We start from the raw sequence: 23,159 nt of genomic DNA on the forward strand, positions 1-23,159 counted from the left end.
GTATAATTTTTTATATTATTTATTGTTTTTTATTCGAATAAAATATCTTTGACAAAAAATTAGAAAATTATGTTAGAAAATCAATTGCTGAAAATAGCACAAGATTTTGGGAGTCCAGTTTATGTATATGATGCTAAAAAAATTGAAAATCAATATAAAAGGCTTACAGGTGCCTTTAAAAATGTAAAAAAACTTAAGATTAATTATGCTGTTAAAGCATTATCTAATATATCTATATTAAAACTTTTAAACACACTTGGGTCTGGAATAGATACTGTATCTATTCAAGAAGTTCAACTTGGCTTAGCTGCTGGTTTTTTACCTGAACAAATTATTTTTACCCCCAATGGTGTGTCTTTATCAGAAATTGAAGAGGCAGCTAAATTAGGTGTTAAAATTAATATTGATAACCTTTCCATATTAGAACAATTTGGAACAAAGCATCCAAAAACACCAGTATGTATTCGTATTAACCCTCACGTTATGGCTGGTGGTAATAGTAATATTTCGGTTGGACACATCGATTCTAAATTTGGAATTTCTATTCATCAAATACCACACATATTACGTATTGTAGAAAATACTAAAATGACTATCAATGGTATTCATATGCATACGGGTAGTGATATTTTGGATATTGAAGTCTTTTTATATGCTAGTGAAATATTATTTGAAACAGCAAAACAATTCAAAAATTTAGATTTTATTGATTTTGGATCTGGTTTTAAAGTACCTTACAAACAAGGGGATATTGAGACTAATATTGAAGAATTAGGAAAAAAACTATCGGCAAGATTCAATGAGTTTTGTAAAAACTACGGAAAGGACTTAACCTTAGCTTTTGAACCTGGTAAATTTTTAGTGAGTGAGTCTGGAAGCTTTTTAACAAAAGTAAATGCTGTAAAACAAACAACATCAACAGTATTCGCACAAGTAGATTCTGGATTTAATCACCTTATTAGACCTATGTTTTATGGATCTCATCATGATATTGTAAATATTTCAAACCTTAATGGACGTGAGCGTTTTTACACTGTTGTTGGTTATATTTGTGAAACAGATACCTTTGGAAATAACAGACGCATCAACGAAATCAATGAAGGTGATGTTTTATGTTTTAAAAATGCTGGTGCTTATTGTTTCTCTATGGCAAGTAATTACAATTCTCGATTCCGTCCTGCAGAAGTGTTATGGTATAAAGACAAAGCGCATTTAATAAGAAAAAGAGAAACTTTTGATGATATTATTAAAAATCAAGTTGAAATTGATTTTACTTCAAAAAAAGAAAAGATTTTAGTTAAATAATCTTTCTTTATTACTTTGAAGTAGTTTAAACTTTTTTATAAAAAAATGTCCAATATAAATAATTGGACATTTTTCATTTTAGAATTTCGAATAAATAACTATTATAACTCTGAAATTCTACAAATACTCAAATCTCTCTTTAAATACTATTACCAAATAGTAATCACTTTAGTAATACCATAAGCAGATTAACCTTCAATAAATTCTTAATACCCAAAAAAACCTCAATTAACGATTCTTCTTCTCTTATAAGATCAGAATCCTGTTGCAGAATAATAAAATGCTATTAATACACTAAATTAATATCACTTTATTCATTTGGTTAGAATTTAAGCTTAATATTACAAGAACAATAAAATTGTAATATTATACTACAAATATAGTAAAAAATTACTTAACATCGCTAATAAATGATTTTAATCGATTTTTTAGACACTTAAACTAACAATAATGACATATTAAACTCAACAATATTCAATATAAGTTACTAACTATTTTGTTTTATTTAAGTGATTTGTCTATTTTTAAAAATCCCTAAATTTTGTTAGCAAGTCATAAAAACACTTCAACAGATTTATTTTATGGAAATAAAAACCAGTCGGATTGAATCCATAGACATTTTAAGGGGTGTCGTTATGGTGATTATGGTACTAGACCATGTTAGAGACTTCTTTCATTTTGGTGCTTTTAGTAGCAACCCTACAAACCTCGATACTACAACACCTTTTTTATTTTTCACTAGATTTATAACACATTACTGTGCTCCTGTTTTTGTGTTTTTAGCAGGTACTTCTGCTTTTTTATATGGTACAACAAAAAGTAGACCTGAGTTATTTAAATTCTTATTAACCAGAGGATTATGGTTAATACTTCTAGAAATAGTATTGAATAATTTTTTGTGGTGGTTTGACATAACTTACAGTTTTATAGTACTTCAAGTAATTTGGGCTATTGGTTTAAGTATGATCTTTCTATCCTTTTTAATTTATCTCCCTAAAAGAATCGTATTAATTATCGGTATTATATTAGTTGCTGGTCACAACGCTTTAGATGGAATAACGGTACAAGGAACAAGTTTTAAATCCATAATATGGTATATTCTGCACCAACAACAGTTTATACCTGTTAATTCTACTCGTAGTATAGTATTTGCCTATCCAATTATTCCATGGATTGGAGTAATGGCTTTAGGCTTTTGTTTTGGTTCTTTTTATAAAAAAGATTTTAATGTTGCCGTTCGTAAAAAATGGTTAGCTATAATAGGTATTGGCGCTATAGCACTCTTCTTTATTTTAAGAGGGCTCAATGTTTATGGAGATTTAGTCCCATGGTCTACTCAAGATACTACAACAAAAACCATATTGTCTTTTTTTAAAGTAAGTAAATATCCGCCATCATTAGTTTATATACTAATAACTATCGGTCCATCACTATTATTTTTATATGGTATTGAAACTGTTAAAAATAAAATCTCTGACTTCTTTTTAGTATTTGGTCGCGTACCCTTATTTTACTATTTCTTACATGTATTCGTTGTGCATACCTTAGCTATTATTGGTCTTTTAATCTTTGGAAGAAATTGGAAAGACATGATTCTATCTTCAAATGCTTTCAGCAACTCAAATTTTGCTAATTACGGGTACTCACTATTTATTGTGTATTTAGTATGGATTGGAGTTGTAATACTTTTATATTTTCCTTCAAAAAAATATATGATTTACAAAGCTAGTAATAAAGATAAATGGTGGTTAAGCTACTTATAGTATGAATAAAAAAGATGAAGGTTTTAAAAGAAGTGTTGGTGTTTTAGGATTATCTGCCAATATTGTCAATATCATTATAGGTGCAGGTATTTTTGCTTTACCAGCTGTTATAGCTTCTAAAATGGGCGCTTCTAGTGTTATAGCTTATGTTTTTTGTGGTATTTTAATAGCGCTTGTTATGCTATGCTTTGCTGAAGCTGGTAGTAAAGTAACTAACACAGGTGGTCCGTATACTTATATTGAAACGGCTTTTGGTAATTACGCTGGTTTTTTAGGAGGTATTTTTGCAATAACAGGAACCTTGTTTGCAGATGCAGCAGTATCAAATGCTTTGGTGAATATATTAGCAACAGCTTATCCTGTTTTTGAAAACAATTGGGTTCGGTTACTATTCCTATTTACAATCTTCTTTGGTTTAGCTTACATTAACATTATTGGATTAAAACAAGGCATCGGCCTAGTAAAATTTAATACCATTGCCAAATTAATTCCTTTACTGTTACTCGTTCTTATTGGATGGAAAGGTGTTTCATTTAGCAATTTACATATTGATACCATGCCTAGTATTAGAACACTAGGAGAAACATCTCTCATTCTATTCTTTGCTTTTCAAGGGGCTGAAACTGGTCTTGTTGTTGGTGGTGAAGTTATAAATCCAAAACGCACCGTTCCCAAAGCTGTTTTTATTAGTATCTTAACGGTAGTATGTATCTATGTTTTAATTCAAACCGTGTCACAAGGAATTTTAGGTAGTGAGCTACCTGGCTTTAAAGCAGCACCACTTGCCGAAGCAGCTAAAGTTGCTTTTGGACCTATTGGGTTTACAATATTGTTTATTGGAGCCGTTATTTCAATGTTTGGTTTCTTAAGTGGTTCTATACTTAACAATCCGAGAATACTATATGCCCTTTCCAGAGATAAGGTTATTCCATTAAAAGCATTATCTAAAATTCATAAATCATCTAAAACACCTTATATAGCTATCATCGTATACGCCGTTATTGGTTTTACTGTCTCTGCTTCTGGTAGTTTCGAAAAGTTAGCAATTATTGCCAGTAGTGCTATGCTAATTATTTATTTAGGGGTAGCACTATCTGTTATGAAATTACGTAAATCACAAAAATATAAAGAAGGAGAATTCAAAATTTTTGGAGGACTTATGGTTCCTATACTTTCAATCATTATTATTTTATACTTTTTGTCTAATTTATCTATGAACGAAATTATTGCAACAGGTTTGTTTATAGCTGTTTTAAACATTATTTATACTATATTTAGAAAACTTAATAAAGCTTCTCTTTAGCCATACGGTCTTTAATTTAATATCAAAAAAGGGAGAAGTTTCACAGCTTACTCCTTTTTCATTGACATATATAATAACGTTGTTTTAAATGACTCTTTTTGTGGTCATGGAGGCTTTCAATATGTTCGGAATAATCTTATATTTGATGAAATCTTAAATGAAATGAACGTGCGCATTCCTAAAAATGAAAATACACACGTAGAAGGTTCTCGTGATATTGCACGAATTATGCGTAAAATACTTCTAAGACAAAATAAACTACACAGGAAAAAGGAATACTTTTGGACTATCGGGCTTAGTACTAAAAACGATATAGAATATATTGAACTTCTTACCACAGGCCTCTTAAATCAAAATAGTTTAGACCCTGTAGAAGTATTTAATTTTGCAGTGGCTAAAAAATGTAAAAGGATAATTCTTTGTCATAACCACCCTTCAGGAGATACAACACCTAGCCAAGAAGATAAAAATATTACCAAAAAAATAAAAAAAGGAGCAGAAGTTCTAAATATAGAGTTGTTAGACCACCTTGTTATATGTGATAGTAAAGAGTTTTACAGTTTTAAAGCTTTTGAGTTGATTTAATTAACTTTTATTAATGAAATTCTCAAAGGATGACTTGTTTAAAGAAAATTCAGAAAGAAAGTTAAACAGAAACATAACAAATAAGACAGAAGCCAACACTCCTATAAAAACTAAACCACTCCTATGGACTTCCAGTCCATAGGTTCGTTTTGGCAGACTGAAAGTCTGCTTCGTGAAATTATGGTAAAACTGAATTCGTGTGAATTCGTGAAATTCGTGTCAAAAGTTTTTAGAAGCTGAAAGCGACACGCACTAAAGTACATAGTTTTAACTTCATTTGAGACCAATAAACTACCATTATAATCTTAGAGTCTTATCCAAAAACAATTACTCTCTTACCGTCCCTGTAAAGACACTTACCTTAGAATTAAAAGAATTTCCAGAAGCGCGACGAAGCATAACTAATTGACCACAATGCCATAAAGCATCTGCTATGGGGCCATTAAGAATATTCCAAAATGGAAATTTATCATTATCAAATTGAGATACATCATCCATCGTTCTTAAAATATCGGAAACCTTTTTGATATTTAATAAAGTTAGCTTTCTTTTATCTTCAAAAGAGCTTTCGGTGTCTTTAGTTCTCTTCCCTTGTTCTGATACAGAATTAAGAATAAAATTTGACAACCCTAATATGTGGTCGACAGTTTCTGCACTGGTACGACCAGATTCGCTAGGTTTATAAGCAAGGTCTTCACTACGCAGACCTTCTGTTGCCCAATAATAACGAAACCCTAATCCATCTACCATTCTAGCAGCTACTGTTCCTGCTGTATAGCTTTCTGGGTGATCTGGTATTTCATAATATGGTAATTTTTCTTCTTCAGATTGTGCCATGATACATGTTGATACTAATAAGGTAAAAATTAAGGTAAGTTTATTCATTTTATTTTGGTTCTAAAGACATTACATAATCATAACTTTCGTTTAAATAATGAGAGACATTATCTAAATCTTCTAACATACTTTCGGGAATCAACACATAACCTTTCATTACAGCTCCGTAAGATTTATATATGGATGAATTGAATTCCTTAATATATTTTTCTTGTACTTCTTTTGAGAATCGAATTCCTATTTCACAATCTTTATTATAGAGAGAAAACATATAGCCATTAGCAGACGTATATGGCATGGTTTTTCCTTTTCGCTCAAATCTCTGACATTTGTCTACTAGCTGGTCGTAAATTTTTAGTTTCTCATCCCACATAATAACTACAAAAAATTATTTTTTTATTTGTTTCTCGTTTGTAATTGGGTTAATACCATATTTATCAAACAAGTAAACTAATGCTGTCATAGTAGCAGCTCCTAATTCTAATTCTCGTTTATTAACAGCATCAAATGTATCGCTACTAGCATGATGATGATCAAAATAGCGTTGCGAATCTGGTCTTAGACCTGCCAATACATTTGTCTCTGTTTTAAGAGGGCCAACATCTGCGCCGCTTCCTCCTTTTTCAAAATAATGAATTAAATAAGGTTTAAAAAGCGGTTGCCAACTTAATACCTGATTAAAACTTGCATCGTTACAATCAAAAGAAAACCCACGTGGTGTGAACCCGCCAGAATCACTTTCTAAAGCAAATACATGATTTTCTCCTTTTTGTTTTGCTACTTCTGCATATTTTTTCCCGCCTCGTAATCCATTCTCTTCATTCATAAATAATACAACTCTAATACTCCTTTTAGGTGTTATTCCAGATTCTTTTAGTAAGCGTAATACATCCATAGATTGTACGACCCCTGCCCCATCGTCATGAGAGCCATCTCCTAAATCCCAAGAATCTAAATGCCCGCCAACAATCATATATTCATTTGGAAATTCACTTCCTGTTATTTGACCAATAACGTTATACGACAAAACATCTTTTAATTGTTTACAGTTTTGTTTAAAATATAATTTTGTTGATTTATCAAGCTTTAACATCGTGCTTAACAACTCAGCATCGTTAGTGCTTATGGCAGCAGAGGGGATACGATTAGCTACTGGTAAATCATCATACGTCATACTTCCTGTATGTGGCAAATCGTCTAATCTCAAATTCATAGATCTAACTATAACGCCAATAGCTCCGTACTTTGAAGCCTCAACTGCTCCTTTATATCGCTGATTAACACATCCGCCATAAGCTTCAAATGTACTAATTAAATCAGCCTGCATAGGTCTGTTATAGAACACTATTTTACCAGCTATATTTTCTTTACCAAGAGCCTTTAATTCTTCAAAATTTTTAACCTCTACTACATTTGCTTTTAAACCAAGTGCTGGAGTAGAAACGGAACCTCCGAGTGCACAAATATTAACTGTTGTTTTTTTTCCTTTCCCAGATTCAATAAAGGCGCTTTCTTTATAACCACGCACCCATTTTGGAACCATTACTGGCTGCAACCAAACTTTGTCTAAACCTAGTTTATCTAGTTCTTCCTTGGTATATGCTACTGCTCTTTCTGCATTTAAAGACCCAGATAGACGTCCACCAATTTGAGTAGATAAGTAGTTTAACCAATCGTAACTCTTACCATTCGTTAAAGACTGTTTGTAGATCTCTTTAATAGCTTCTTCATCTGTTTGAGCATTGACATTAAAAAAGGTCAATAGCAAAAACAAAAGCATTGTAGATTTTAAAATTCTCATGAGATTATTTTTGAAGCTAAAGATAATATTTCTATAAAATTTAAAGCATCCCATAAATATAAAGTTAAGTTAAAACTAAATTGTTTCGTTTAACGATAGCATAGCCTAGTGTTTTATAATCAATTTAAGCTAGCTTTAAAAGTATTAAAACAAACACATTTCTTAAATGACATAGCAAAACATACGTTCTTAAACAACGTCAGCCCGATATATTAAATACTGATAATAAGCAATTTACGCATACAAAGAAATTGTGTCATTCTGGACGCTATCGAAAACAAAATACATTTTGCTTGAAGGTATGAAGCGTAGCTTTTGAGGAGACATCTCGTAAAAATGAGATGTCTTATCACTCGTATATACCTATTCGTTATTAAGTTCTTTAATATATAATTCTAAGTTTGCTTTTACCTTGTCATCTAGTTCAGGCTCTTGTATATCTGTATATTGACTTAAAGTATCATACATTGTTTTAGCAACAATATAACGTGCTGTTGGTTTATCATCAGCTGGAATAATGTACCATGGCGCATGAGGCTTAGAGGTCCTATTTATAGCATCTTCATAACATGTTTGGTAGGCGTCCCAAAGTTTGCGCTCTTTTAAATCTCCAGGAGAAAATTTCCAGTTTTTTTCCTGTTTTTTTAAGCGACGAAGTAATCTGTTTTTTTGTTCTTCTTTTGAAAGGTTTAAGAAAAATTTAAAAATGAGAGTGCCACTTTCGGCTATATATTTTTCGAAATTATTAATTTGCTCAAAACGCTTATCCCAAAATGCATCATCAATATCTTCTACAGAATTTATTGTTGGAATATTTTCTCCTAAAATATAACTTGGATGTACTCTTGTTACCAATACATTTTCATAATGTGTTCTATTAAAAACACCAAATTTACCACGAGTTGGAAGTACTATATAATGTCTCCAAATATAATCATGCTTTAACTCCAATTCTGTGGGTACTTTAAAACTATGCACTTCAACGCCTCTAGCATTAAAATCTTTAAAAACTTCTCGTATCAAGCTATCTTTCCCTGAAGTATCCATACCCTGTAAACAAACTAAAACAGCGTATTTACCATGTGCGTAAAGTGTGTCTTGTAATTTCCCTAACTTTTTTCTAATACTTTTAAGTTCTTTTTCAGCATCATCAATTATAACTTTAGTTTCAGAATTTTTTAATGATATACTTGTAGTTACCTTGTAATTGTCCATTTAAAAAAATTTAATATGGATTAAATATATAAAAATGCAATCGATTATATAATATTAACTATTAATAGTTTCTATTGAAACTCGTTAAATGAGTAGCTTTTATATTGTTTCTTTGATTATATGTATAACAAAAATTATTATAATAATGAAAAGGAGTGTAATAATACAAGGAAGTTCGAGAAGTCAAGGAGATACTGGTAAAATAGTTAATTATATATCTACAAATAACGATTTTGATATTATTGATTTGCACACAAAAAACATTGGTCATTATGATTACGATTATAAAAACCAAGATGATGACTTTATAGACTTAATTACCCATATTGTTGACACATACGATTCTATAATTTTTGCTACACCAGTTTACTGGTATAGTATGAGTGGTATTCTAAAAGTATTTTTTGATAGAATTTCTGATTTAATACGAATACATAAAGATACTGGAAGGAAATTACGTGGTAAAAATATGGCCATGATAAGCTGTAGTAATCATGATGATTTAATTGAAGGTTTTACCATGCCTTTTGTAGAATCTGCAAATTATCTGGGTATGCATTATTTAGGAGACATTCATACTTATGTTGAAAATAACACCATCAATAATGAGGTGAAACTTAGAATTGATAAGTTTATAAAGGCTATAAATAATGTTATATAAAAACTTCTCTATATATTTTAATTTGAAATCATATTCTTACACAATCGTCTTAAAAATAACAATTTATCGTATTAAATGCACTTTATTTCGCCAAAATGCATTGTAATTTGTGATGTTTTTAATACATTGCCAACCCAAATTTTATGTTATGAAACCAAACACCATGAAAAATTATTACTTTATACTATTTTTAATCGCATCGCTTGCTGTTAATGGACAAAGCGATTGTGACTATGCTAATTCTTATCTTGTTAGCGCCTATTCCCATGTAAAAGAATCCTATAATTCTAATAACATAAATCATTTACAATATTATGCCAACAGGTCTCTAGAATCTTTTAAACTTGCTAAAAAGGAATTTACTGATTGTAATTGTGATGCTGCGTTAGAGCTTACAGATAAATGTATCGACTTATTAGCAAAAGCTGATGTTGCTAAATCTTTTGAAGATGGTCGTTTTTATGTAAAACGTGCCAGAGATTATAGTAAAAATAGTGTTATAGAAATTGACAAATGTTCTGTTGCTACTCCTTCTAATGAAAATGAAGATATTGCTCAAGCTCAAGGAGGCGATGATGATCTTACTAACTTACAAAACGAGCAATTAAAATTAAAGCAGCAACAAGAAGCTTTAAAGCTTAAAGAACAGGAAATCAAAATGAAATTAGCTGAGCAAAAAGAAAAAGAAATACTAATAAAAAAGAAAAAATTAATCGTTACTTATGAAAGTGCTATTTCGTCAAATATTAACACTTACAATCAAACTTTAAACGTTTGCGGATGCATCAACTATAAACCTTTTAGAGACAATAAATCACTGGAAGATATGACAGAAAAAAACATAGAGGATGTAAAATCACATTACAAGACTCGTATTAAATCTATGGCTTCTGAATATGCATCATTAATAAATAATTGTGATAAGTAAATCTTAATAATAACCAATCAAAAAAGTAAGCTGTCTAAAAAGTGTCATTTCAGAGATTCTTCTCGGTATTCAGAATGACACTTTTTAGACAGCTTTTTTTTATAAATTCTATAGAGAAGTGATTTAAACTTTCTCAATTGGCTTCATTTATTTAGAAGCAAACAGTTTAACATCTTCCACACCAACTTCTTTATTACCAAGAATAATTAAGCGTTCCACAACATTACGCAACTCCCTGATGTTTCCTGTCCAATCATAATCTTGAAGTAATTTGATAGCTTCGTTTGAAAATGATTTTTTTGCAGTCCCTTGCTCACTAGCAATCTTACTTGTAAAATGGTTTATTAATAAAGGAATATCATTTCTTCTATCATTTAAGGCTGGTACTTTAATTAATATAACGGCTAACCTGTGATATAGATCCTCACGAAACCTTCCTTCGGCAATTTCCTTTTTTAAATCTTTATTTGTAGCAGCAACTACACGAACATTTACTTTAATGTCTTTATCACTACCCACACGCTGAATACGGCTTTCTTGTAAAGCTCTAAGCACCTTTGCCTGGGCTGGTAAGCTCATATCACCAATTTCATCTAAAAAAATAGTACCGCCACTAGCTGCTTCAAATTTACCTGCTCTTTCTTTAACAGCGCTTGTAAAAGCACCTTTAACATGACCGAACAGCTCACTTTCTATAAGTTCGCTAGGTATTGCGGCACAATTAACCTCAATCATAGGGCCTTTAGCTCTTTCGCTTTTTTGGTGCAACCAGTGCGCTACTAACTCTTTTCCTGTTCCGTTTGGCCCTGTAATAAGCACACGAGCATCTGTTTGCGCTACCTTTTCAATAATATCTTTTATATGAGAAATAGCATCACTTTCACCAATCATTTCAAAGTTCTTGCCTACTTTCTTTTTAAGCAATTTATTTTCAACAACTAACTCCTTTTTGTCTAAAGCATTACGAACCGTATTTAATAATCTGTTTAAATCTGGTGGCTTAGAAATATAATCAAAAGCTCCTAAACGCATCGTGTTTACTGCTGTATCTAAATCACCATGCCCCGAAATCATTACAATAGGTGTTTCTTGTTTTATCTTTTTCACTGCTTCTAAAACTTCTACCCCATCCATTTTGGGCATTTTTATATCACAAAGTATAAGATCGTAATCATCATTTTTAATTTTTTCAATACCTACCAAACCATCTTCAGCTTCTTCTACTTGGTAAGTATCATTTTCTTCCGAAAGAATTTTGACTAGCACACGTCTAATGGCAGCTTCATCTTCTATTACTAATATTTTTGGCATCTTTTTCTTTAGATTAATGAATACAGATGCTAATAAAAGACATCCATACTCAAATTATAATTTTATTAAATCTTTTTCTATATCTCTTTATTTTGAGAAATAACGTGTATATCTCTTTGAGGGAATGGAATACTAATATTATTCTCTCTAAATATTTTATCAATCGCAAACCTTAGGTCACTTTTTGGTATAACCCCTTGAAAACTATCATTTATGGTAACTACTAATTTAAAATTAAGAGAGCTATCTGCAAAATCTGTAAAAAGAACTAATGGCTCAGGATGCTTTAAAACATCTTTATTTTCTGAGGCTACTTGTAAAAGTAAGCTCTTTACAAGTTCCACATCACTACCGTAAGCAACACCAACCGAGACACTCTCCCTGGTTTTTGTTCCATTTTGTGTCCAATTATACAAACTATTAGTTAAATATAAATGATTGGGGATAACTAACACCTTATTATCAATAGTCACCGCCCTTGTTGTACGAAGTTTAATTTCTTCTACACGACCAACTTTATCTTCTATTTCAATGATATCTCCAACATGAACAGATTGATCTACTAAAATAAAAATACCAGAGATAATATCTTGAAATAATGTTTGTAATGCAAGACCAACACCAATTAACAAACCTGCTGATGCTGCTAAAATGGCATTTACATTAACACCAGCTGTACTAAAAGCTATTAACAATACAATGAGATAAATTAGCCAACGTGAAAAAGAAAATACGGTAGTGAACTTAGCCTTATCATCGGCTGGTAATTTACCTGTTATCAATCGCTTGACAAAAGAAAGCACAATATTTGTTAGTATAAAAAAAACACTAACTAAAAGCACAAAACCCACTGTTATTTTAATAGATCCTGCTTCATTTGTATAAAGGTCAATTCTTACAAAATTAACAATTGTTTCCCAAATGGAGTTATCTGTAATGGCCTCTTCTATTTTTTCTAAATGTTGATTCATATCAATATTTAATCCATTTAATTAATTCTTTATAACTCGGTTTTTTACCATACATCAAAATCCCTACGCGATAAATTTTTGCTGCAAACCAAACTGTAAACATAAATGTACCAATTAATATCAATAATGATACCAATTGTTGCCATAAAGGTACTCCAAAAGGAATACGCATAAGCATAACCACTGGAGACGTTAATGGTATAAACGAAAATACGGTAGACACGGTTCCATGTGGATCTTCAATTACAGTAAAAATACCAATATAAACTGCCAATATTAGAGGCATCATAATTGGCACTAAAAACTGTTGTGTATCTGTCTCATTATCTACTGCCGCACCAATGGCTGCGTAAAGGGAACTGTATAACAAGTAACCGCAAATAAAGAACAAAATAAATGCAAAAATAAGATTCATTAACGGTAAATTTTGCAACGCCGTTTTAAAGGATTCAAAATAAAAATTAAAATCAGAACCATTGGAAGTTAGTTCCATTAATTCTTGTTGAGGCACCGATGTTTCAAATAAATTAATACCTATCACTAATGAAACAATAGTCATTAAAAGGCCTCCAAAAATCATCCAAATAATAAACTGAGTAATACCCGCTAAGGAGGTTCCTATAATTTTTCCAAGCATTAATTGTACTGGTTTTACTGATGAAATAATAATCTCAATAATTCTACTTGTTTTTTCCTCAATGACACTACGCATAATCATATTACCATAAATGATAATGAACATAAATAGCAAATACCCCGCAGCAATTCCAAATCCAAGCTTTGCAAAACTATCTAGTTTGGATGATTTTTCGCCTTCGAAACTTTCTTGAGCAATATCAATTCTTACTTTCGAGGCATTTATTAAATCAATATCTATATCTTGCTGCTTTAATTTAATGTTTGTAAGTTCCTTTTCTAATTTACTTTCTAAATTAGAAATTAATGTAAGCGACGGTGATTCTTCTGAATAAAATTTAATATGTTCTTCTGAAACCGCTTCTATCGTATCTAACTTATTTATGTGCAACAATCCATAAGAAGCTGCTTCTCTTGATAATGCTTTCGCTTCATCCAAAGACATGTTTTCTAGTATATGATAAGTCGTTTTTTCTGAGTTTTCAAAAATACCTTGCACTAATCCCGACTCGTCCAAAATAGAAATAGTACGTACTTTATCATTATTTAACTGTGACAAATAAGCAACAATTGCAATAAGCGCTATCATTATAATAGGACTTAAAATAGTCATTATTATAAATGATTTGTTCTTAACTTTTGTTAAATATTCGCGTTTTATTATGAGAGGTAAATGGTTCATAAAAATTAATTATTCTTTACAGTTTGAATAAAAATATCGTTCACACTTGGTATTAATTCAACAAAATGAGACACGGCTCCTTTTGAGGTTAAATAATTTAACAAATCATTTGGGTTATCTGTTTCAGAAAGCTTTATGTTTAATTTTAATTCATCTTCTAAAGTTTTAAAATTTGCTGCCGAAATGTCAAATTTAGCTGCTAAATCTTGCTCTAAAACCGCCTTGTTATTTGCTCGAATACCAACCTCATAAGTATTTATTTTATATTGGCGTTTTACATCAATTAATTTACCATCAAGAATTTTATTCGATTTATGTAGTAATGCAATATCATCACAAAGTTCTTCAACAGATTCCATTCTATGTGTTGAAAAAATAACAGTAGCTCCTTCTTCCCGCAAACGTAAAATTTCGTCTTTAATTAAATTGGCATTTATGGGGTCGAAACCAGAAAAAGGTTCGTCAAAAATTAAAAGTTTAGGTCGGTGCAATACGGTTACCACAAACTGTATTTTTTGAGCCATCCCTTTAGATAGTTCCTGAATTTTTTTATTCCACCAGCCTCCTATTTCTAAGCGTTCAAACCAGTATTTCAGTCGTGCTTTAGCCTCTGTTTTACTCAAGCCTTTTAGCTGAGCTAAATATAATGCCTGCTCCCCTACTTTCATAGACTTATAAAGACCGCGTTCTTCTGGCAAATAACCAATATTTTTAATATGCGTAGGACTCAATATTTCGCCATCTAAATGGACCTTTCCTCCATCTGGCATTGTTATTTGGTTGATAACTCTTATAAGTGTTGTTTTACCAGCACCATTAGGACCTAACAAACCAAATATACTCCCTTTAGGCACTGTAATCGATACTTTATTAAGCGCTTTAAAATCTCCGAAATTTTTAGAAACTTCATTAACTTCTAATAGGTTATTCATTCTTGTTTTTTAATTGACTTGATATTGAAATGATTTATGTTTTTTCAATTGGTTATAACATGTTCTTTTTCACCCAATCTTCGCGTTTTTTTTTAGTGCTCCATAGAGTTTTTATGAATCGTAAAAAATGCTTTAATTGACCATAAAATAGCTATTTTTCACTGCAATCAAAAAGCTTAAATCACTTCATTTGTAAATATATTAAATGTGGTTATTAACACGGCGTTTATAATGAACTAAAATGAATCTAATACTCGTATCCTTATATGTATTAAATAGTTACTAAAATACATTCTGCTTGAAAAAACAAAACCCACCCTTAATAAATTAAGGATGGGAAAAAAATTGCTATGAAAAAGAAAAATTATCACTAAAAAAGATTAGTGATACTTCAAATATAGTTATTTTTTACATATTAATAACAAAACCATAGGATAACTTTATCCTATGATTGAAAAAACACATAGTTAAAAAACTAATTATTTTATCAAAAATATTTTCTTATTAAGAGAACATATCCTTTACTTTTTCAAAAAATGATTTATCAGAGCTTTCTGGTTTTGGAGAAAAATGTTCATCATTTTTCATAGATTCAAAAAATTCTCTTTGTTCTTTATTTAAAGTTTTTGGTGTCCATACATTTACGTGTACTAATAAGTCACCTTTACCATAGCCATTTATACTAGGTATTCCTTTCCCTCGTAAGCGTAAAATTTTGCCAGACTGTACACCTGCTTCAACTTTTATACGCACTTTACCAGTTACCGTATCAATTTCTTTAGAGGTGCCTAAAACAGCGTCTGGATAGCTTACATATAAATCGTAATGTAAATTATCACCTTCACGTTGCAATCTATCATGTGTTTCTTCTTCAATAACAACTATAAGGTCCCCCGAAATACCATTTCCTGGCGCTTCATTACCCTTACCAGACACTTTAAGTTGCATGTCGTCTACAACACCTGCTGGTATTTTTATAGAAACAGTCTCTTCTGCAACTTTTAAACCTTGTGAGTCTGCATCATTTGGTTTTTTATCTATAGTCTGTCCTGCGCCACCACAAACATTACATGGTGCCGATGTTTGCATTCTACCTAAAATCGTATTGGCTATACGTGTTACTTGTCCACTACCATTACATGTAGAACATGTTTTATAGGTTGTTCCTGGTGCCTGGACTTTACGTTTTACTTTTATTTTTTTCTCTACGCCGTTGGCAATTTCTTCTAAAGTCAATTTTACACGAATACGAAGATTGCTACCTTTTACACGACGTTGTCCACCACCGCCAAAACCTGAGAATCCGCCACCGCCAAAGCCACCACCGAAAATATCACCAAACTGGCTAAAAATATCATCCATATTCATCCCGCCACCGCCAAAGCCGCCGCCGCCATTTTCAAAGGCTTGATGACCAAATTGATCGTAACGTGCTTTTTTATCGGCATCACTCAATACCTCATAAGCCTCAGCTGCTTCTTTAAATTTAGCTTCTGCTCCTTTATCATCTGGATTCTTGTCTGGGTGAAATTCAATTGCTTTTTTTCGGTAAGCTTTCTTTATTTCAGCAGCAGTAGCTCCTTTATTAATTCCTAATATTTCGTAAAAATCTCTTTTAGCCATATCTATTTTTTATTGCCCAATAACAACTTTTGGAAAACGAATTACTTTCTCGCCAAGTTTATACCCTTTTTCAATAACATCAATAACCTTTCCTTTTAAATCATCGCTAGGAGCTGGTATTTGTGTAATAGCTTCATGATCATCTGCATTAAAAACATCTCCTTTTTCAACCTTAGCAACTTCTAATCCTTTTTGCTCTAATGTTTTTATTAATTTTTGATAAATTAATAAAACCCCTTTGCGTAACTCTTCTGCTTCTTTGTCTTCTTCTATGTGAGCTAATGCACGCTCAAAATCGTCAAGAACTGGTAACAGTGTTTTCATAACATCTTCACTAGCTGTCGAAAATAACTCAATTCGCTCTTTAGAAGTACGTCGTTTATAATTTTCAAATTCAGCAAATAAACGTAGAAACTTATCTTTTTCTTGTTTTAATTCCGTTTCAAGCTTCTCTTCTACAGTTTGTTCTTCAATAACTTGTTCTTCAACTTCAACGGTTTCATTTTCTACACCGTCTATTTGATCATTTTCTATATCGTTTGTTTTTTCTTTCTTGCTCATTACTGCATTTAAATTTTATACAAATACTAAAATTAGTTGGCAAAAGTACTGCCAATATTATAAAAATGTCATAATGTCATTAAATAATTTTATATTTTTTTAGGTAAAACATATTTCTTCAGCATTTCATAATAATCTGGTTCATTATTATAATTACTTGCTATTATTTATCTAATTCTACATAAATAGTCAATAAATGATGAAGTATATTATTAAGGAACTATATAAATGGAGAGTTATAAGTTGTTGTTTTTATTGTATAGCTTAATTTATCTTAAAGTTTTCTACGCTCCAAGTAAATTTTCTAAAGCAGGGCGTAAATAGTAATATTTAAAAATAAAGCCTTTGCCTTCTATCTTCTTCGAGCTGACTCGTTGACTTTCAAACAACAACACATGCATCTCACCCAATATTAACTTTATAAAAGATTTAGGAATATTTGGCAGAAACAATGGTTTGCGCATCACACTAGCCATCGTTTTTGTTAACTCATTATTTGTAACAGTATTTGGAGCGACACCATTGTAAATACCTGTTAAGTTATTTTCTAAAACATATAAAAACATAGTTGCCAAATCTTGAATATGAATCCAAGATTGCCATTGTTCACCAGTGCCTAAAGCTGCCCCCAAACCAAACTTAATGGGTTTAATCATTTCTTGTAATGCGCCTCCTTTTTCGGCTAAAACCAAACCTATTCTTATCTTGGAAACAGCTATATTTAATTTAGAAAACGCATCTACTTCTTGTTCCCATACTTGTACAACTTCGCTTAAAAAAGAATGACTAAAATCTTTAGAGGTTTCATCATAATAATTAGTTAAGGAATTTGAATAAATTCCAATAGCACTTGCAGAAACAATTTGTTTTATAGAGTGACTTTCTCCTTTTAAAGCATTAATTAGTAGCTGAGTCGTTACTTTTCTACTAGATAAAATTTCTTTTTTATAAAGCGGTGTCCAACGCTTAGATACTGTCGCTCCAGCTAAATGTATGATCGCATTCACATTCTCAAAACAATTAGAATCTATATCATGGGTTTTCGGATTCCAATAAAACCCTTTATAATTTTCTGTTTGAGATATTTTAGATTTATTAGTCGTTAGGTAGTTAACTGCAATATTTCTTTCTTCACAAAGTTTCACAATCTCCTGCCCTATTAAACCTGTCGCACCTGTTATTAAAACTCTCATTTTCTTTTTTTATAAAGTTACAAAAAGGTCTATCGGTTTACTAAGGTTTTATATAAGGTTTAACAGTCTCTACAAAGCTGTTTTACCACATAAAGGAGTAAACCTTCTAACTTTTTGGCAGCATGTAGCCTCTTTTGGAAATCCCTATACCCGAAGCCTCTTCGTAGCTCTGAGCATTTCTCTTTTACCAGGTGGACCAGGAAGTCGTTCAACTTTAAATCCCACAGTTTCCATAGCACGACGTACACTTCCTTTTGCAGAATACGTTACTAATACACCTCCTTCTTTTATGGCACTATACATTTTCAAAAATATAGATTCTGTCCATAATTCGGGCTGCACTCTAGCCCCAAAAGCATCAAAATATATGATATTGTACTTGTCTTTTTCTTCAATTTCCGAAAAGAATCGGTTTTGTTTCTCTATTGAAAAGTTTTTAGAAAGTATATGAGGTTCCTCCCAAGAAACGTCATGAAGCTTTTTAAAAAGTGAGGCTTCTTTTTCAGCTTTTAATTCTACGGGATAATTTAACTGGTTAATTTCATCCATTAAAACAGGATACCCTTCAACTCCAAAATAATCAATATTAATATTTAATTTTTCTGCTTCTAACAAAGTAATAAAAGCATTCAATCCTGTACCAAAACCTATTTCTAAAATAGCTATACTTTTATGAAATCCTGAAATAAGTTCGGGACAACAAAAGTGATGCAAACCATGTTTTATAAATACATGATAAGCTTCCTGTATGGCACCATGTTTTGAGTGGTATTGCTCATCCCAATCGGGTAAATGAATGGTTGATGAACCATCGGCGGTTATTACAACTTCTCGTTTCAAATTATTCTTTTAGTAAAACACCGTCTGCTACAAACGAATATGTTTTTTTAGGTTCTGTAATAGCTGCAATTTCTTCAACAGGCTTTCCTGCATCTTTGGCATAATGTATCAACTCATCAATTGGAATTTCTTTTATAAAAGCTTTTCCGTTTACAACAACCTCTTTACCTGTTATATCTTTAGGCATAAAAAAACCGTAATCTTTAAACGTTACCATAACGTCATTTCCATCTTCCAAATTTAAAGTCATCCAACATCCTTTTACCTGACAAACACTATTCACTTTAGCTATTATTTTAGAATTAATAGAATCACCAAGATTCATAGTTTTATAATGTGACGCCATAGAAGTAGCAGCAATAGCACCATCTGCAATAATTCCTTTTCCAAAAGATTTGTATGCAATGTCTTCATTTTCAGGTATTATTTTTGATTGCTCATCATTTTTATTTTTGCAAGAATTTAACACTAAAACACAGATAATTGCCAATGTAATCGATTTCATACTATGAATATTTCAATTTTAAACGATTTATGTAAATATACCGTTTTTTAAAAACGTTTTTACTTAAATTTGTATCAATAAATAACTAGACTTATGAATGCTATAATCAACAATATCGAGATTATAAAAGCCAAAACTACTAAAATTAATGATGTAGATTTTGACAATTTAAAATTTGGGCATGTATTTTCTGATCACATGCTAGAATGTAATTTTAAAGATGGTAAATGGCAAGCACCTAAGGTCGTTCCTTACCAAGCGATTGCTTTAGATCCATCTGCTAAGATTTTTCATTACGGTCAATCTGTTTTTGAAGGTATGAAAGCCTACAAAGATGCGAACGAAGATGTCTGGTTATTTCGTCCTCTAGATAATTTTAAGCGTTTAAATATTTCATCAAAACGCTTAGCTATTCCAGAGTTACCAGAAAACTATTTTATGGATGGTCTTAAAACATTATTACAAGTTGATAATGGTTGGATTCCTAAAAAAGATGGAAGTTCTTTATATATAAGGCCTTTTGTTTTTGCCTCTGGAGGTGGTTTTCATGCTTCTCCTGCCGATGCATACAAGTTCATTATCGCAACAGCTCCTTCTGGCGCTTATTTTTCTGGAAAAGTGAAGGTTTTAATTGAAGAAAAATACTCGCGTTCTGCTAATGGCGGTGTTGGTTTTGCCAAAGCTGGTGGAAATTATGCTGGTCAATTTTATCCAACACAATTGGCCATAGACAAAGGCTACCATCAGGTTATTTGGACAGATGATAATACGCACGAGTATATTGAAGAAGCTGGTGCCATGAATATTTTTGTTCGTATTAACGATACGCTTATTACTGGACCAACTAGTGATAGAATTTTAGATGGTATTACTCGTAAAAGTATTATTGAATTAGCTGAAGCTGAAGGTATTTCTGTAGAAGTTAGAAAAATATCGGTACAAGAAGTTGTTGCTGCTGCAAAAGATGGCTCTTTAAAGGAAATGTTTGGAGCTGGTACGGCTGCTGTTATTTCGCCAATTGCCGGTTTCGGATATAAAGACGCCGATTATGATTTACCAGAGTTAGACGATACATACGCAAGTACATTAAAAAAACGTATTACAGATATACAAACCAATAAGGCAGAAGATCCTTTTGGTTGGAGGTATAAAGTTGAATAACTTTTATAACAATTCATTAAAAAAAGGTGTCTAAAAAGTCTATAAATTGTCATTTTTGAGAATTATTGAACTACAAAATATTTTTTGTAGCGAAAGTATAAGCTTACCGAAAAAGCTAAATATTCAAATATTTAATTTCAACGAGATGCTTTATTTCATTCTGGATGACTCTTTTTAGACACCTTTCTTTTATTTATCTAATATAGATTCAATATTAGGTTTAAAGTAGTTAGATCCTTTAAGCACTTTGCCGTCTTCTCTATAAATAGGTTGTCCATCCTCTCCTAGCTTACTCATATTACTCCGTTGTATTTCATCGAATACCTCTTCAATTTTGTACTGCATACCATGTTCTATAATAGTACCACATAAAATATAAAGCATATCTCCTAGAGCATCTGCAACTTCAACTAGGTCATTATTATTCGCAGCCTCAAGATACTCTTCATTTTCTTCTTTCATCAAATTAAAACGCAATGTATTCTTATCCGATCCTAAATCTGCTTTTGGCGATTCTCTATGCCCTATTTTAAATGCTGCATGAAATGCTTTTACTGCCTCTATTTTATTTTTCATAAATAAATAATATTTGGTCCTTCCCATGGAGGTAGGAATCTCAGTTTTCTTAAATTTGCATAAAAATAACCATATGTTTAGTAAAGGTCAAATCATTTTCGGGGTTTTATTTTTTATTATCTTCGCTATAATAATAGGTTTTACCTATCGAAAAGATTTAAAGCTTCATAAACGTTTTTATTCAGGTAGTATATGGGTATTACTTGCTTTCATTTCATTTATTTTATTTATAGTAGCTATAAAATACTTCTTTAAATAAACACTTAATCCGATTTTAGGATCACTTAATCGATTATTTTTTCCTATTTTCATGTAATTTGCTTCAGTTTTTTGCACAATTAAATTAATATCTCTAGTTATGCACAACTCAAATTTATTTTTAACCAATTTATAATCAAACACATGAAAATTTTAAAAACCACATTATTATTAGTTATTATTTCTTGCTTGACTTATTCATGCAGCAAAGACTCTACTGCTAATGAAGAAGAAATTTTAGCCGATCAACAAAATGAACTAGAAGAAGCAAACATTCCTTTAGAAGATTTAAATTCTGGAATCTCTATTGATGGTGCTACAAAAAACGCAGGTACACCACCACAACCTACTGGTGATGTAAATATTGAAATAAGCTCTGATAAAGCTGAAGCTTTTCAAAAAGCTGGTTTTAACCTAAAGTTTTCTACAACAGAAACTGATATTGCGGGCGCTTACTTATTATTTAAAGATTCAGATAATAATACTGCTTCTGATTATTTTGATATTCCAGTTTCTGAGTTAACCACATATAATAAATCTGGTGATACTAAGGGTAATAATTCTTCAAAAAAGAATCTATTATTTAAGTCTAATAACAGCCTTGTAGATGGTGATTATGAAATCGATGTAAATTTTGGGGACTCTTTCCCTCCGGGAAAATTTTGTGCCGATTTATGTATTTATGATCAAGAAAATAACATTAGTCAAATTGTTACCGTTTGTGTAGAGGTAGAAGCATGGGGTGGTAATGCATCTATTGTTGGAGAATGGCTTCTAGAAGAAGAGAGTTTTGATAATGGTGAATATACGATTGTATGCGAAAATGAAGAATCTATCGAAGCTGATTATAGTCAAGTTATTAAAGATGAAATCATATTTAATGTTGATAATAACGGTGATTTTTATGTAACTTATTATGAGGAATATAAAGATTTAGATTACGAAGCTTCAAGGACTAATTGTAGTGCTATTTACTCTGATGATATTGAAAAGTACAATGACAAAGAAACTGGTAAATGGGCTTATAATGAAACTAATAGCACTTTAACATTAGTTTCATTTAAATATGAAGACTTTATCGAACCTCAATATAGTGAAGATTATCCTAATGGAGAGTTATTATTTGAAGGAGACAAAGTAGAAATTATTGATGGAAAACTAGTAATTACTTCTACTTATACAGAAGGTGATGAAACTTACACTGATATATTTACGTTCGTAAGAAAATAAATAGTTAGAATTAGCTATTTTATAATAAGTTGTTTTTATACCAATTTATTATTTATAAAAAAGAGAAGTTAATAGCTTCTCTTTTTTTATTTATCCATTAATATTTCAACTGGATTTTCTATAGTCTCTTTTACAGCTATTAAGAACCTAACACTTTTTTTTCTATCAATTTATTCTATGATCACAAATTAATGTATAAATTATACTCTTACCTTTTTTATATTAGGATTACATAAATATATTATTGCCAATTTTAATTTACAAAATGAGGCTGTTAATTCC

Annotated in this window: 23 protein-coding genes; 8 read left to right on the top strand and 15 right to left on the bottom strand. The window is 31.1% G+C overall.

Annotated features, from left to right (window positions below; genetic code table 11):
- The first annotated feature begins 69 nt into the window (after positions 1-69).
- The 4 genes from lysA to Q4Q40_RS19760 all read left to right on the top strand — a co-directional run bounded on the left by lysA (position 70) and on the right by Q4Q40_RS19760 (position 4,956).
- Complete coding sequence (lysA, locus tag Q4Q40_RS19745; protein WP_303303735.1) at positions 70-1,305, top strand: diaminopimelate decarboxylase; 1,236 nt, start codon at positions 70-72, stop codon at positions 1,303-1,305.
- A 581-nt stretch (positions 1,306-1,886) separates the two neighbouring features.
- A complete protein-coding gene (locus Q4Q40_RS19750) occupies positions 1,887-3,068 on the top strand; it encodes an acetyltransferase domain-containing protein (RefSeq protein ID WP_303303737.1) in 1,182 nt (393 codons plus the stop codon).
- Between the two features lies 1 nt (position 3,069).
- Positions 3,070-4,371 (top strand): APC family permease, encoded by a 1,302-nt coding sequence (locus tag Q4Q40_RS19755; RefSeq protein WP_303303738.1) that lies wholly within the window; start codon positions 3,070-3,072, stop codon positions 4,369-4,371.
- A 162-nt stretch (positions 4,372-4,533) separates the two neighbouring features.
- Positions 4,534-4,956, top strand: coding sequence for a JAB domain-containing protein (locus Q4Q40_RS19760; protein ID WP_303303739.1), 423 nt, complete (start codon positions 4,534-4,536; stop codon positions 4,954-4,956).
- Between the two features lie 327 nt (positions 4,957-5,283).
- On the opposite strand, the gene Q4Q40_RS19765 is transcribed toward Q4Q40_RS19760, so the two are convergent.
- From Q4Q40_RS19765 to Q4Q40_RS19780, 4 genes are all read right to left on the bottom strand, one after another.
- Entirely contained in the window at positions 5,284-5,841 is a 558-nt protein-coding gene (locus Q4Q40_RS19765) for a DinB family protein (protein ID WP_303303740.1), read from the bottom strand.
- A 1-nt stretch (position 5,842) separates the two neighbouring features.
- Positions 5,843-6,091, bottom strand: coding sequence for a hypothetical protein (locus Q4Q40_RS19770; RefSeq protein WP_303303741.1), 249 nt, complete (start codon positions 6,089-6,091; stop codon positions 5,843-5,845).
- A gap of 90 nt (positions 6,092-6,181) precedes the next feature.
- Positions 6,182-7,594, bottom strand: coding sequence for a M20/M25/M40 family metallo-hydrolase (locus Q4Q40_RS19775; protein ID WP_303303742.1), 1,413 nt, complete (start codon positions 7,592-7,594; stop codon positions 6,182-6,184).
- Between the two features lie 363 nt (positions 7,595-7,957).
- Complete coding sequence (locus Q4Q40_RS19780) at positions 7,958-8,809, bottom strand: PPK2 family polyphosphate kinase (RefSeq protein WP_303303743.1); 852 nt, start codon at positions 8,807-8,809, stop codon at positions 7,958-7,960.
- Between the two features lie 145 nt (positions 8,810-8,954).
- On the opposite strand from Q4Q40_RS19780, the gene Q4Q40_RS19785 reads away from it, so the two are divergent.
- On the top strand, positions 8,955-9,470 hold the full coding sequence (locus Q4Q40_RS19785; protein WP_303303744.1) for a flavodoxin family protein: 516 nt from the start codon (positions 8,955-8,957) through the stop codon (positions 9,468-9,470).
- Between the two features lie 163 nt (positions 9,471-9,633).
- A complete protein-coding gene (locus Q4Q40_RS19790; RefSeq protein ID WP_303303745.1) occupies positions 9,634-10,398 on the top strand; it encodes a hypothetical protein in 765 nt (254 codons plus the stop codon).
- 147 nt (positions 10,399-10,545) lie between these two features.
- On the opposite strand, the gene Q4Q40_RS19795 is transcribed toward Q4Q40_RS19790, so the two are convergent.
- The 9 genes from Q4Q40_RS19795 to Q4Q40_RS19835 all read right to left on the bottom strand — a co-directional run bounded on the left by Q4Q40_RS19795 (position 10,546) and on the right by Q4Q40_RS19835 (position 19,652).
- Positions 10,546-11,709, bottom strand: a complete 1,164-nt coding sequence (locus Q4Q40_RS19795; protein ID WP_303303746.1) for a sigma-54-dependent transcriptional regulator — start codon at positions 11,707-11,709, stop codon at positions 10,546-10,548.
- Between the two features lie 77 nt (positions 11,710-11,786).
- Positions 11,787-12,680 carry a mechanosensitive ion channel family protein gene (locus tag Q4Q40_RS19800; protein ID WP_303303748.1) on the bottom strand — a complete coding sequence of 298 codons (894 nt, stop codon included), beginning with the start codon at positions 12,678-12,680 and terminating at the stop codon, positions 11,787-11,789.
- A 1-nt stretch (position 12,681) separates the two neighbouring features.
- Positions 12,682-13,998 carry an ABC transporter permease gene (locus tag Q4Q40_RS19805; protein ID WP_303303749.1) on the bottom strand — a complete coding sequence of 439 codons (1,317 nt, stop codon included), beginning with the start codon at positions 13,996-13,998 and terminating at the stop codon, positions 12,682-12,684.
- A 5-nt stretch (positions 13,999-14,003) separates the two neighbouring features.
- Positions 14,004-14,930 (bottom strand): ABC transporter ATP-binding protein, encoded by a 927-nt coding sequence (locus Q4Q40_RS19810; RefSeq protein ID WP_303303750.1) that lies wholly within the window; start codon positions 14,928-14,930, stop codon positions 14,004-14,006.
- Between the two features lie 504 nt (positions 14,931-15,434).
- On the bottom strand, positions 15,435-16,553 hold the full coding sequence (gene dnaJ / locus Q4Q40_RS19815) for a molecular chaperone DnaJ (protein WP_303303751.1): 1,119 nt from the start codon (positions 16,551-16,553) through the stop codon (positions 15,435-15,437).
- Positions 16,554-16,562: 9 nt separating this feature from the next.
- Positions 16,563-17,114 (bottom strand): nucleotide exchange factor GrpE, encoded by a 552-nt coding sequence (locus tag Q4Q40_RS19820; RefSeq protein WP_303303752.1) that lies wholly within the window; start codon positions 17,112-17,114, stop codon positions 16,563-16,565.
- A gap of 284 nt (positions 17,115-17,398) precedes the next feature.
- Positions 17,399-18,307 carry a TIGR01777 family oxidoreductase gene (locus Q4Q40_RS19825; RefSeq protein ID WP_303303753.1) on the bottom strand — a complete coding sequence of 303 codons (909 nt, stop codon included), beginning with the start codon at positions 18,305-18,307 and terminating at the stop codon, positions 17,399-17,401.
- 144 nt (positions 18,308-18,451) lie between these two features.
- Entirely contained in the window at positions 18,452-19,147 is a 696-nt protein-coding gene (gene mnmC2 / locus Q4Q40_RS19830; protein WP_303303754.1) for a tRNA (5-methylaminomethyl-2-thiouridine)(34)-methyltransferase MnmC2, read from the bottom strand.
- 1 nt (position 19,148) lies between these two features.
- Positions 19,149-19,652 (bottom strand): DUF4920 domain-containing protein, encoded by a 504-nt coding sequence (locus Q4Q40_RS19835; RefSeq protein ID WP_303303755.1) that lies wholly within the window; start codon positions 19,650-19,652, stop codon positions 19,149-19,151.
- A gap of 93 nt (positions 19,653-19,745) precedes the next feature.
- Between Q4Q40_RS19835 and Q4Q40_RS19840 the strand changes: the two genes are divergently transcribed.
- Positions 19,746-20,813, top strand: coding sequence for a branched-chain amino acid aminotransferase (locus tag Q4Q40_RS19840; protein ID WP_303303757.1), 1,068 nt, complete (start codon positions 19,746-19,748; stop codon positions 20,811-20,813).
- A gap of 189 nt (positions 20,814-21,002) precedes the next feature.
- Here the strand turns inward: Q4Q40_RS19840 and Q4Q40_RS19845 are convergent, their stop codons facing one another.
- Positions 21,003-21,389: a pyrophosphohydrolase domain-containing protein gene (locus Q4Q40_RS19845; RefSeq protein WP_303303758.1), complete on the bottom strand. Its 387-nt coding sequence runs from the start codon at positions 21,387-21,389 to the stop codon at positions 21,003-21,005.
- 177 nt (positions 21,390-21,566) lie between these two features.
- Positions 21,567-21,725, bottom strand: a complete 159-nt coding sequence (locus Q4Q40_RS24125; protein WP_345027124.1) for a hypothetical protein — start codon at positions 21,723-21,725, stop codon at positions 21,567-21,569.
- A gap of 66 nt (positions 21,726-21,791) precedes the next feature.
- On the opposite strand from Q4Q40_RS24125, the gene Q4Q40_RS19855 reads away from it, so the two are divergent.
- Positions 21,792-22,877 (top strand): hypothetical protein, encoded by a 1,086-nt coding sequence (locus Q4Q40_RS19855; protein ID WP_303303760.1) that lies wholly within the window; start codon positions 21,792-21,794, stop codon positions 22,875-22,877.
- The last annotated feature ends 282 nt before the right edge of the window (positions 22,878-23,159 follow it).

It is taken from the genome of Flavivirga jejuensis, assembly GCF_030540765.1.
Lineage (GTDB): Bacteria > Bacteroidota > Bacteroidia > Flavobacteriales > Flavobacteriaceae > Flavivirga > Flavivirga jejuensis.

Bases quoted from the DNA above. Each gene is read 5' to 3' on its own strand.
- Q4Q40_RS19805 (WP_303303749.1), bottom strand. From the start codon at position 13,998: ATGAACCATTTACCTCTCATAATAAAACGCGAATATTTAACAAAAGTT.
- Q4Q40_RS19780 (WP_303303743.1), bottom strand. From the start codon at position 8,809: ATGGACAATTACAAGGTAACTACAAGTATATCATTAAAAAATTCTGAA.
- lysA (WP_303303735.1), top strand. From the start codon at position 70: ATGTTAGAAAATCAATTGCTGAAAATAGCACAAGATTTTGGGAGTCCA.
- Q4Q40_RS19855 (WP_303303760.1), top strand. From the start codon at position 21,792: ATGAAAATTTTAAAAACCACATTATTATTAGTTATTATTTCTTGCTTG.
- Q4Q40_RS19795 (WP_303303746.1), bottom strand. From the start codon at position 11,709: ATGCCAAAAATATTAGTAATAGAAGATGAAGCTGCCATTAGACGTGTG.
- Q4Q40_RS19765 (WP_303303740.1), bottom strand. From the start codon at position 5,841: ATGAATAAACTTACCTTAATTTTTACCTTATTAGTATCAACATGTATC.
- Q4Q40_RS19785 (WP_303303744.1), top strand. From the start codon at position 8,955: ATGAAAAGGAGTGTAATAATACAAGGAAGTTCGAGAAGTCAAGGAGAT.
- Q4Q40_RS19810 (WP_303303750.1), bottom strand. From the start codon at position 14,930: ATGAATAACCTATTAGAAGTTAATGAAGTTTCTAAAAATTTCGGAGAT.
- Q4Q40_RS19800 (WP_303303748.1), bottom strand. From the start codon at position 12,680: ATGAATCAACATTTAGAAAAAATAGAAGAGGCCATTACAGATAACTCC.
- Q4Q40_RS19775 (WP_303303742.1), bottom strand. From the start codon at position 7,594: ATGAGAATTTTAAAATCTACAATGCTTTTGTTTTTGCTATTGACCTTT.
- Q4Q40_RS19760 (WP_303303739.1), top strand. From the start codon at position 4,534: ATGAACGTGCGCATTCCTAAAAATGAAAATACACACGTAGAAGGTTCT.
- Q4Q40_RS19790 (WP_303303745.1), top strand. From the start codon at position 9,634: ATGAAAAATTATTACTTTATACTATTTTTAATCGCATCGCTTGCTGTT.
- dnaJ (WP_303303751.1), bottom strand. From the start codon at position 16,553: ATGGCTAAAAGAGATTTTTACGAAATATTAGGAATTAATAAAGGAGCT.
- Q4Q40_RS19845 (WP_303303758.1), bottom strand. From the start codon at position 21,389: ATGAAAAATAAAATAGAGGCAGTAAAAGCATTTCATGCAGCATTTAAA.
- Q4Q40_RS19755 (WP_303303738.1), top strand. From the start codon at position 3,070: ATGAATAAAAAAGATGAAGGTTTTAAAAGAAGTGTTGGTGTTTTAGGA.
- Q4Q40_RS19840 (WP_303303757.1), top strand. From the start codon at position 19,746: ATGAATGCTATAATCAACAATATCGAGATTATAAAAGCCAAAACTACT.
- Q4Q40_RS19770 (WP_303303741.1), bottom strand. From the start codon at position 6,091: ATGCCATATACGTCTGCTAATGGCTATATGTTTTCTCTCTATAATAAA.
- Q4Q40_RS19750 (WP_303303737.1), top strand. From the start codon at position 1,887: ATGGAAATAAAAACCAGTCGGATTGAATCCATAGACATTTTAAGGGGT.
- Q4Q40_RS19825 (WP_303303753.1), bottom strand. From the start codon at position 18,307: ATGAGAGTTTTAATAACAGGTGCGACAGGTTTAATAGGGCAGGAGATT.
- Q4Q40_RS19820 (WP_303303752.1), bottom strand. From the start codon at position 17,114: ATGAGCAAGAAAGAAAAAACAAACGATATAGAAAATGATCAAATAGAC.
- Q4Q40_RS19835 (WP_303303755.1), bottom strand. From the start codon at position 19,652: ATGAAATCGATTACATTGGCAATTATCTGTGTTTTAGTGTTAAATTCT.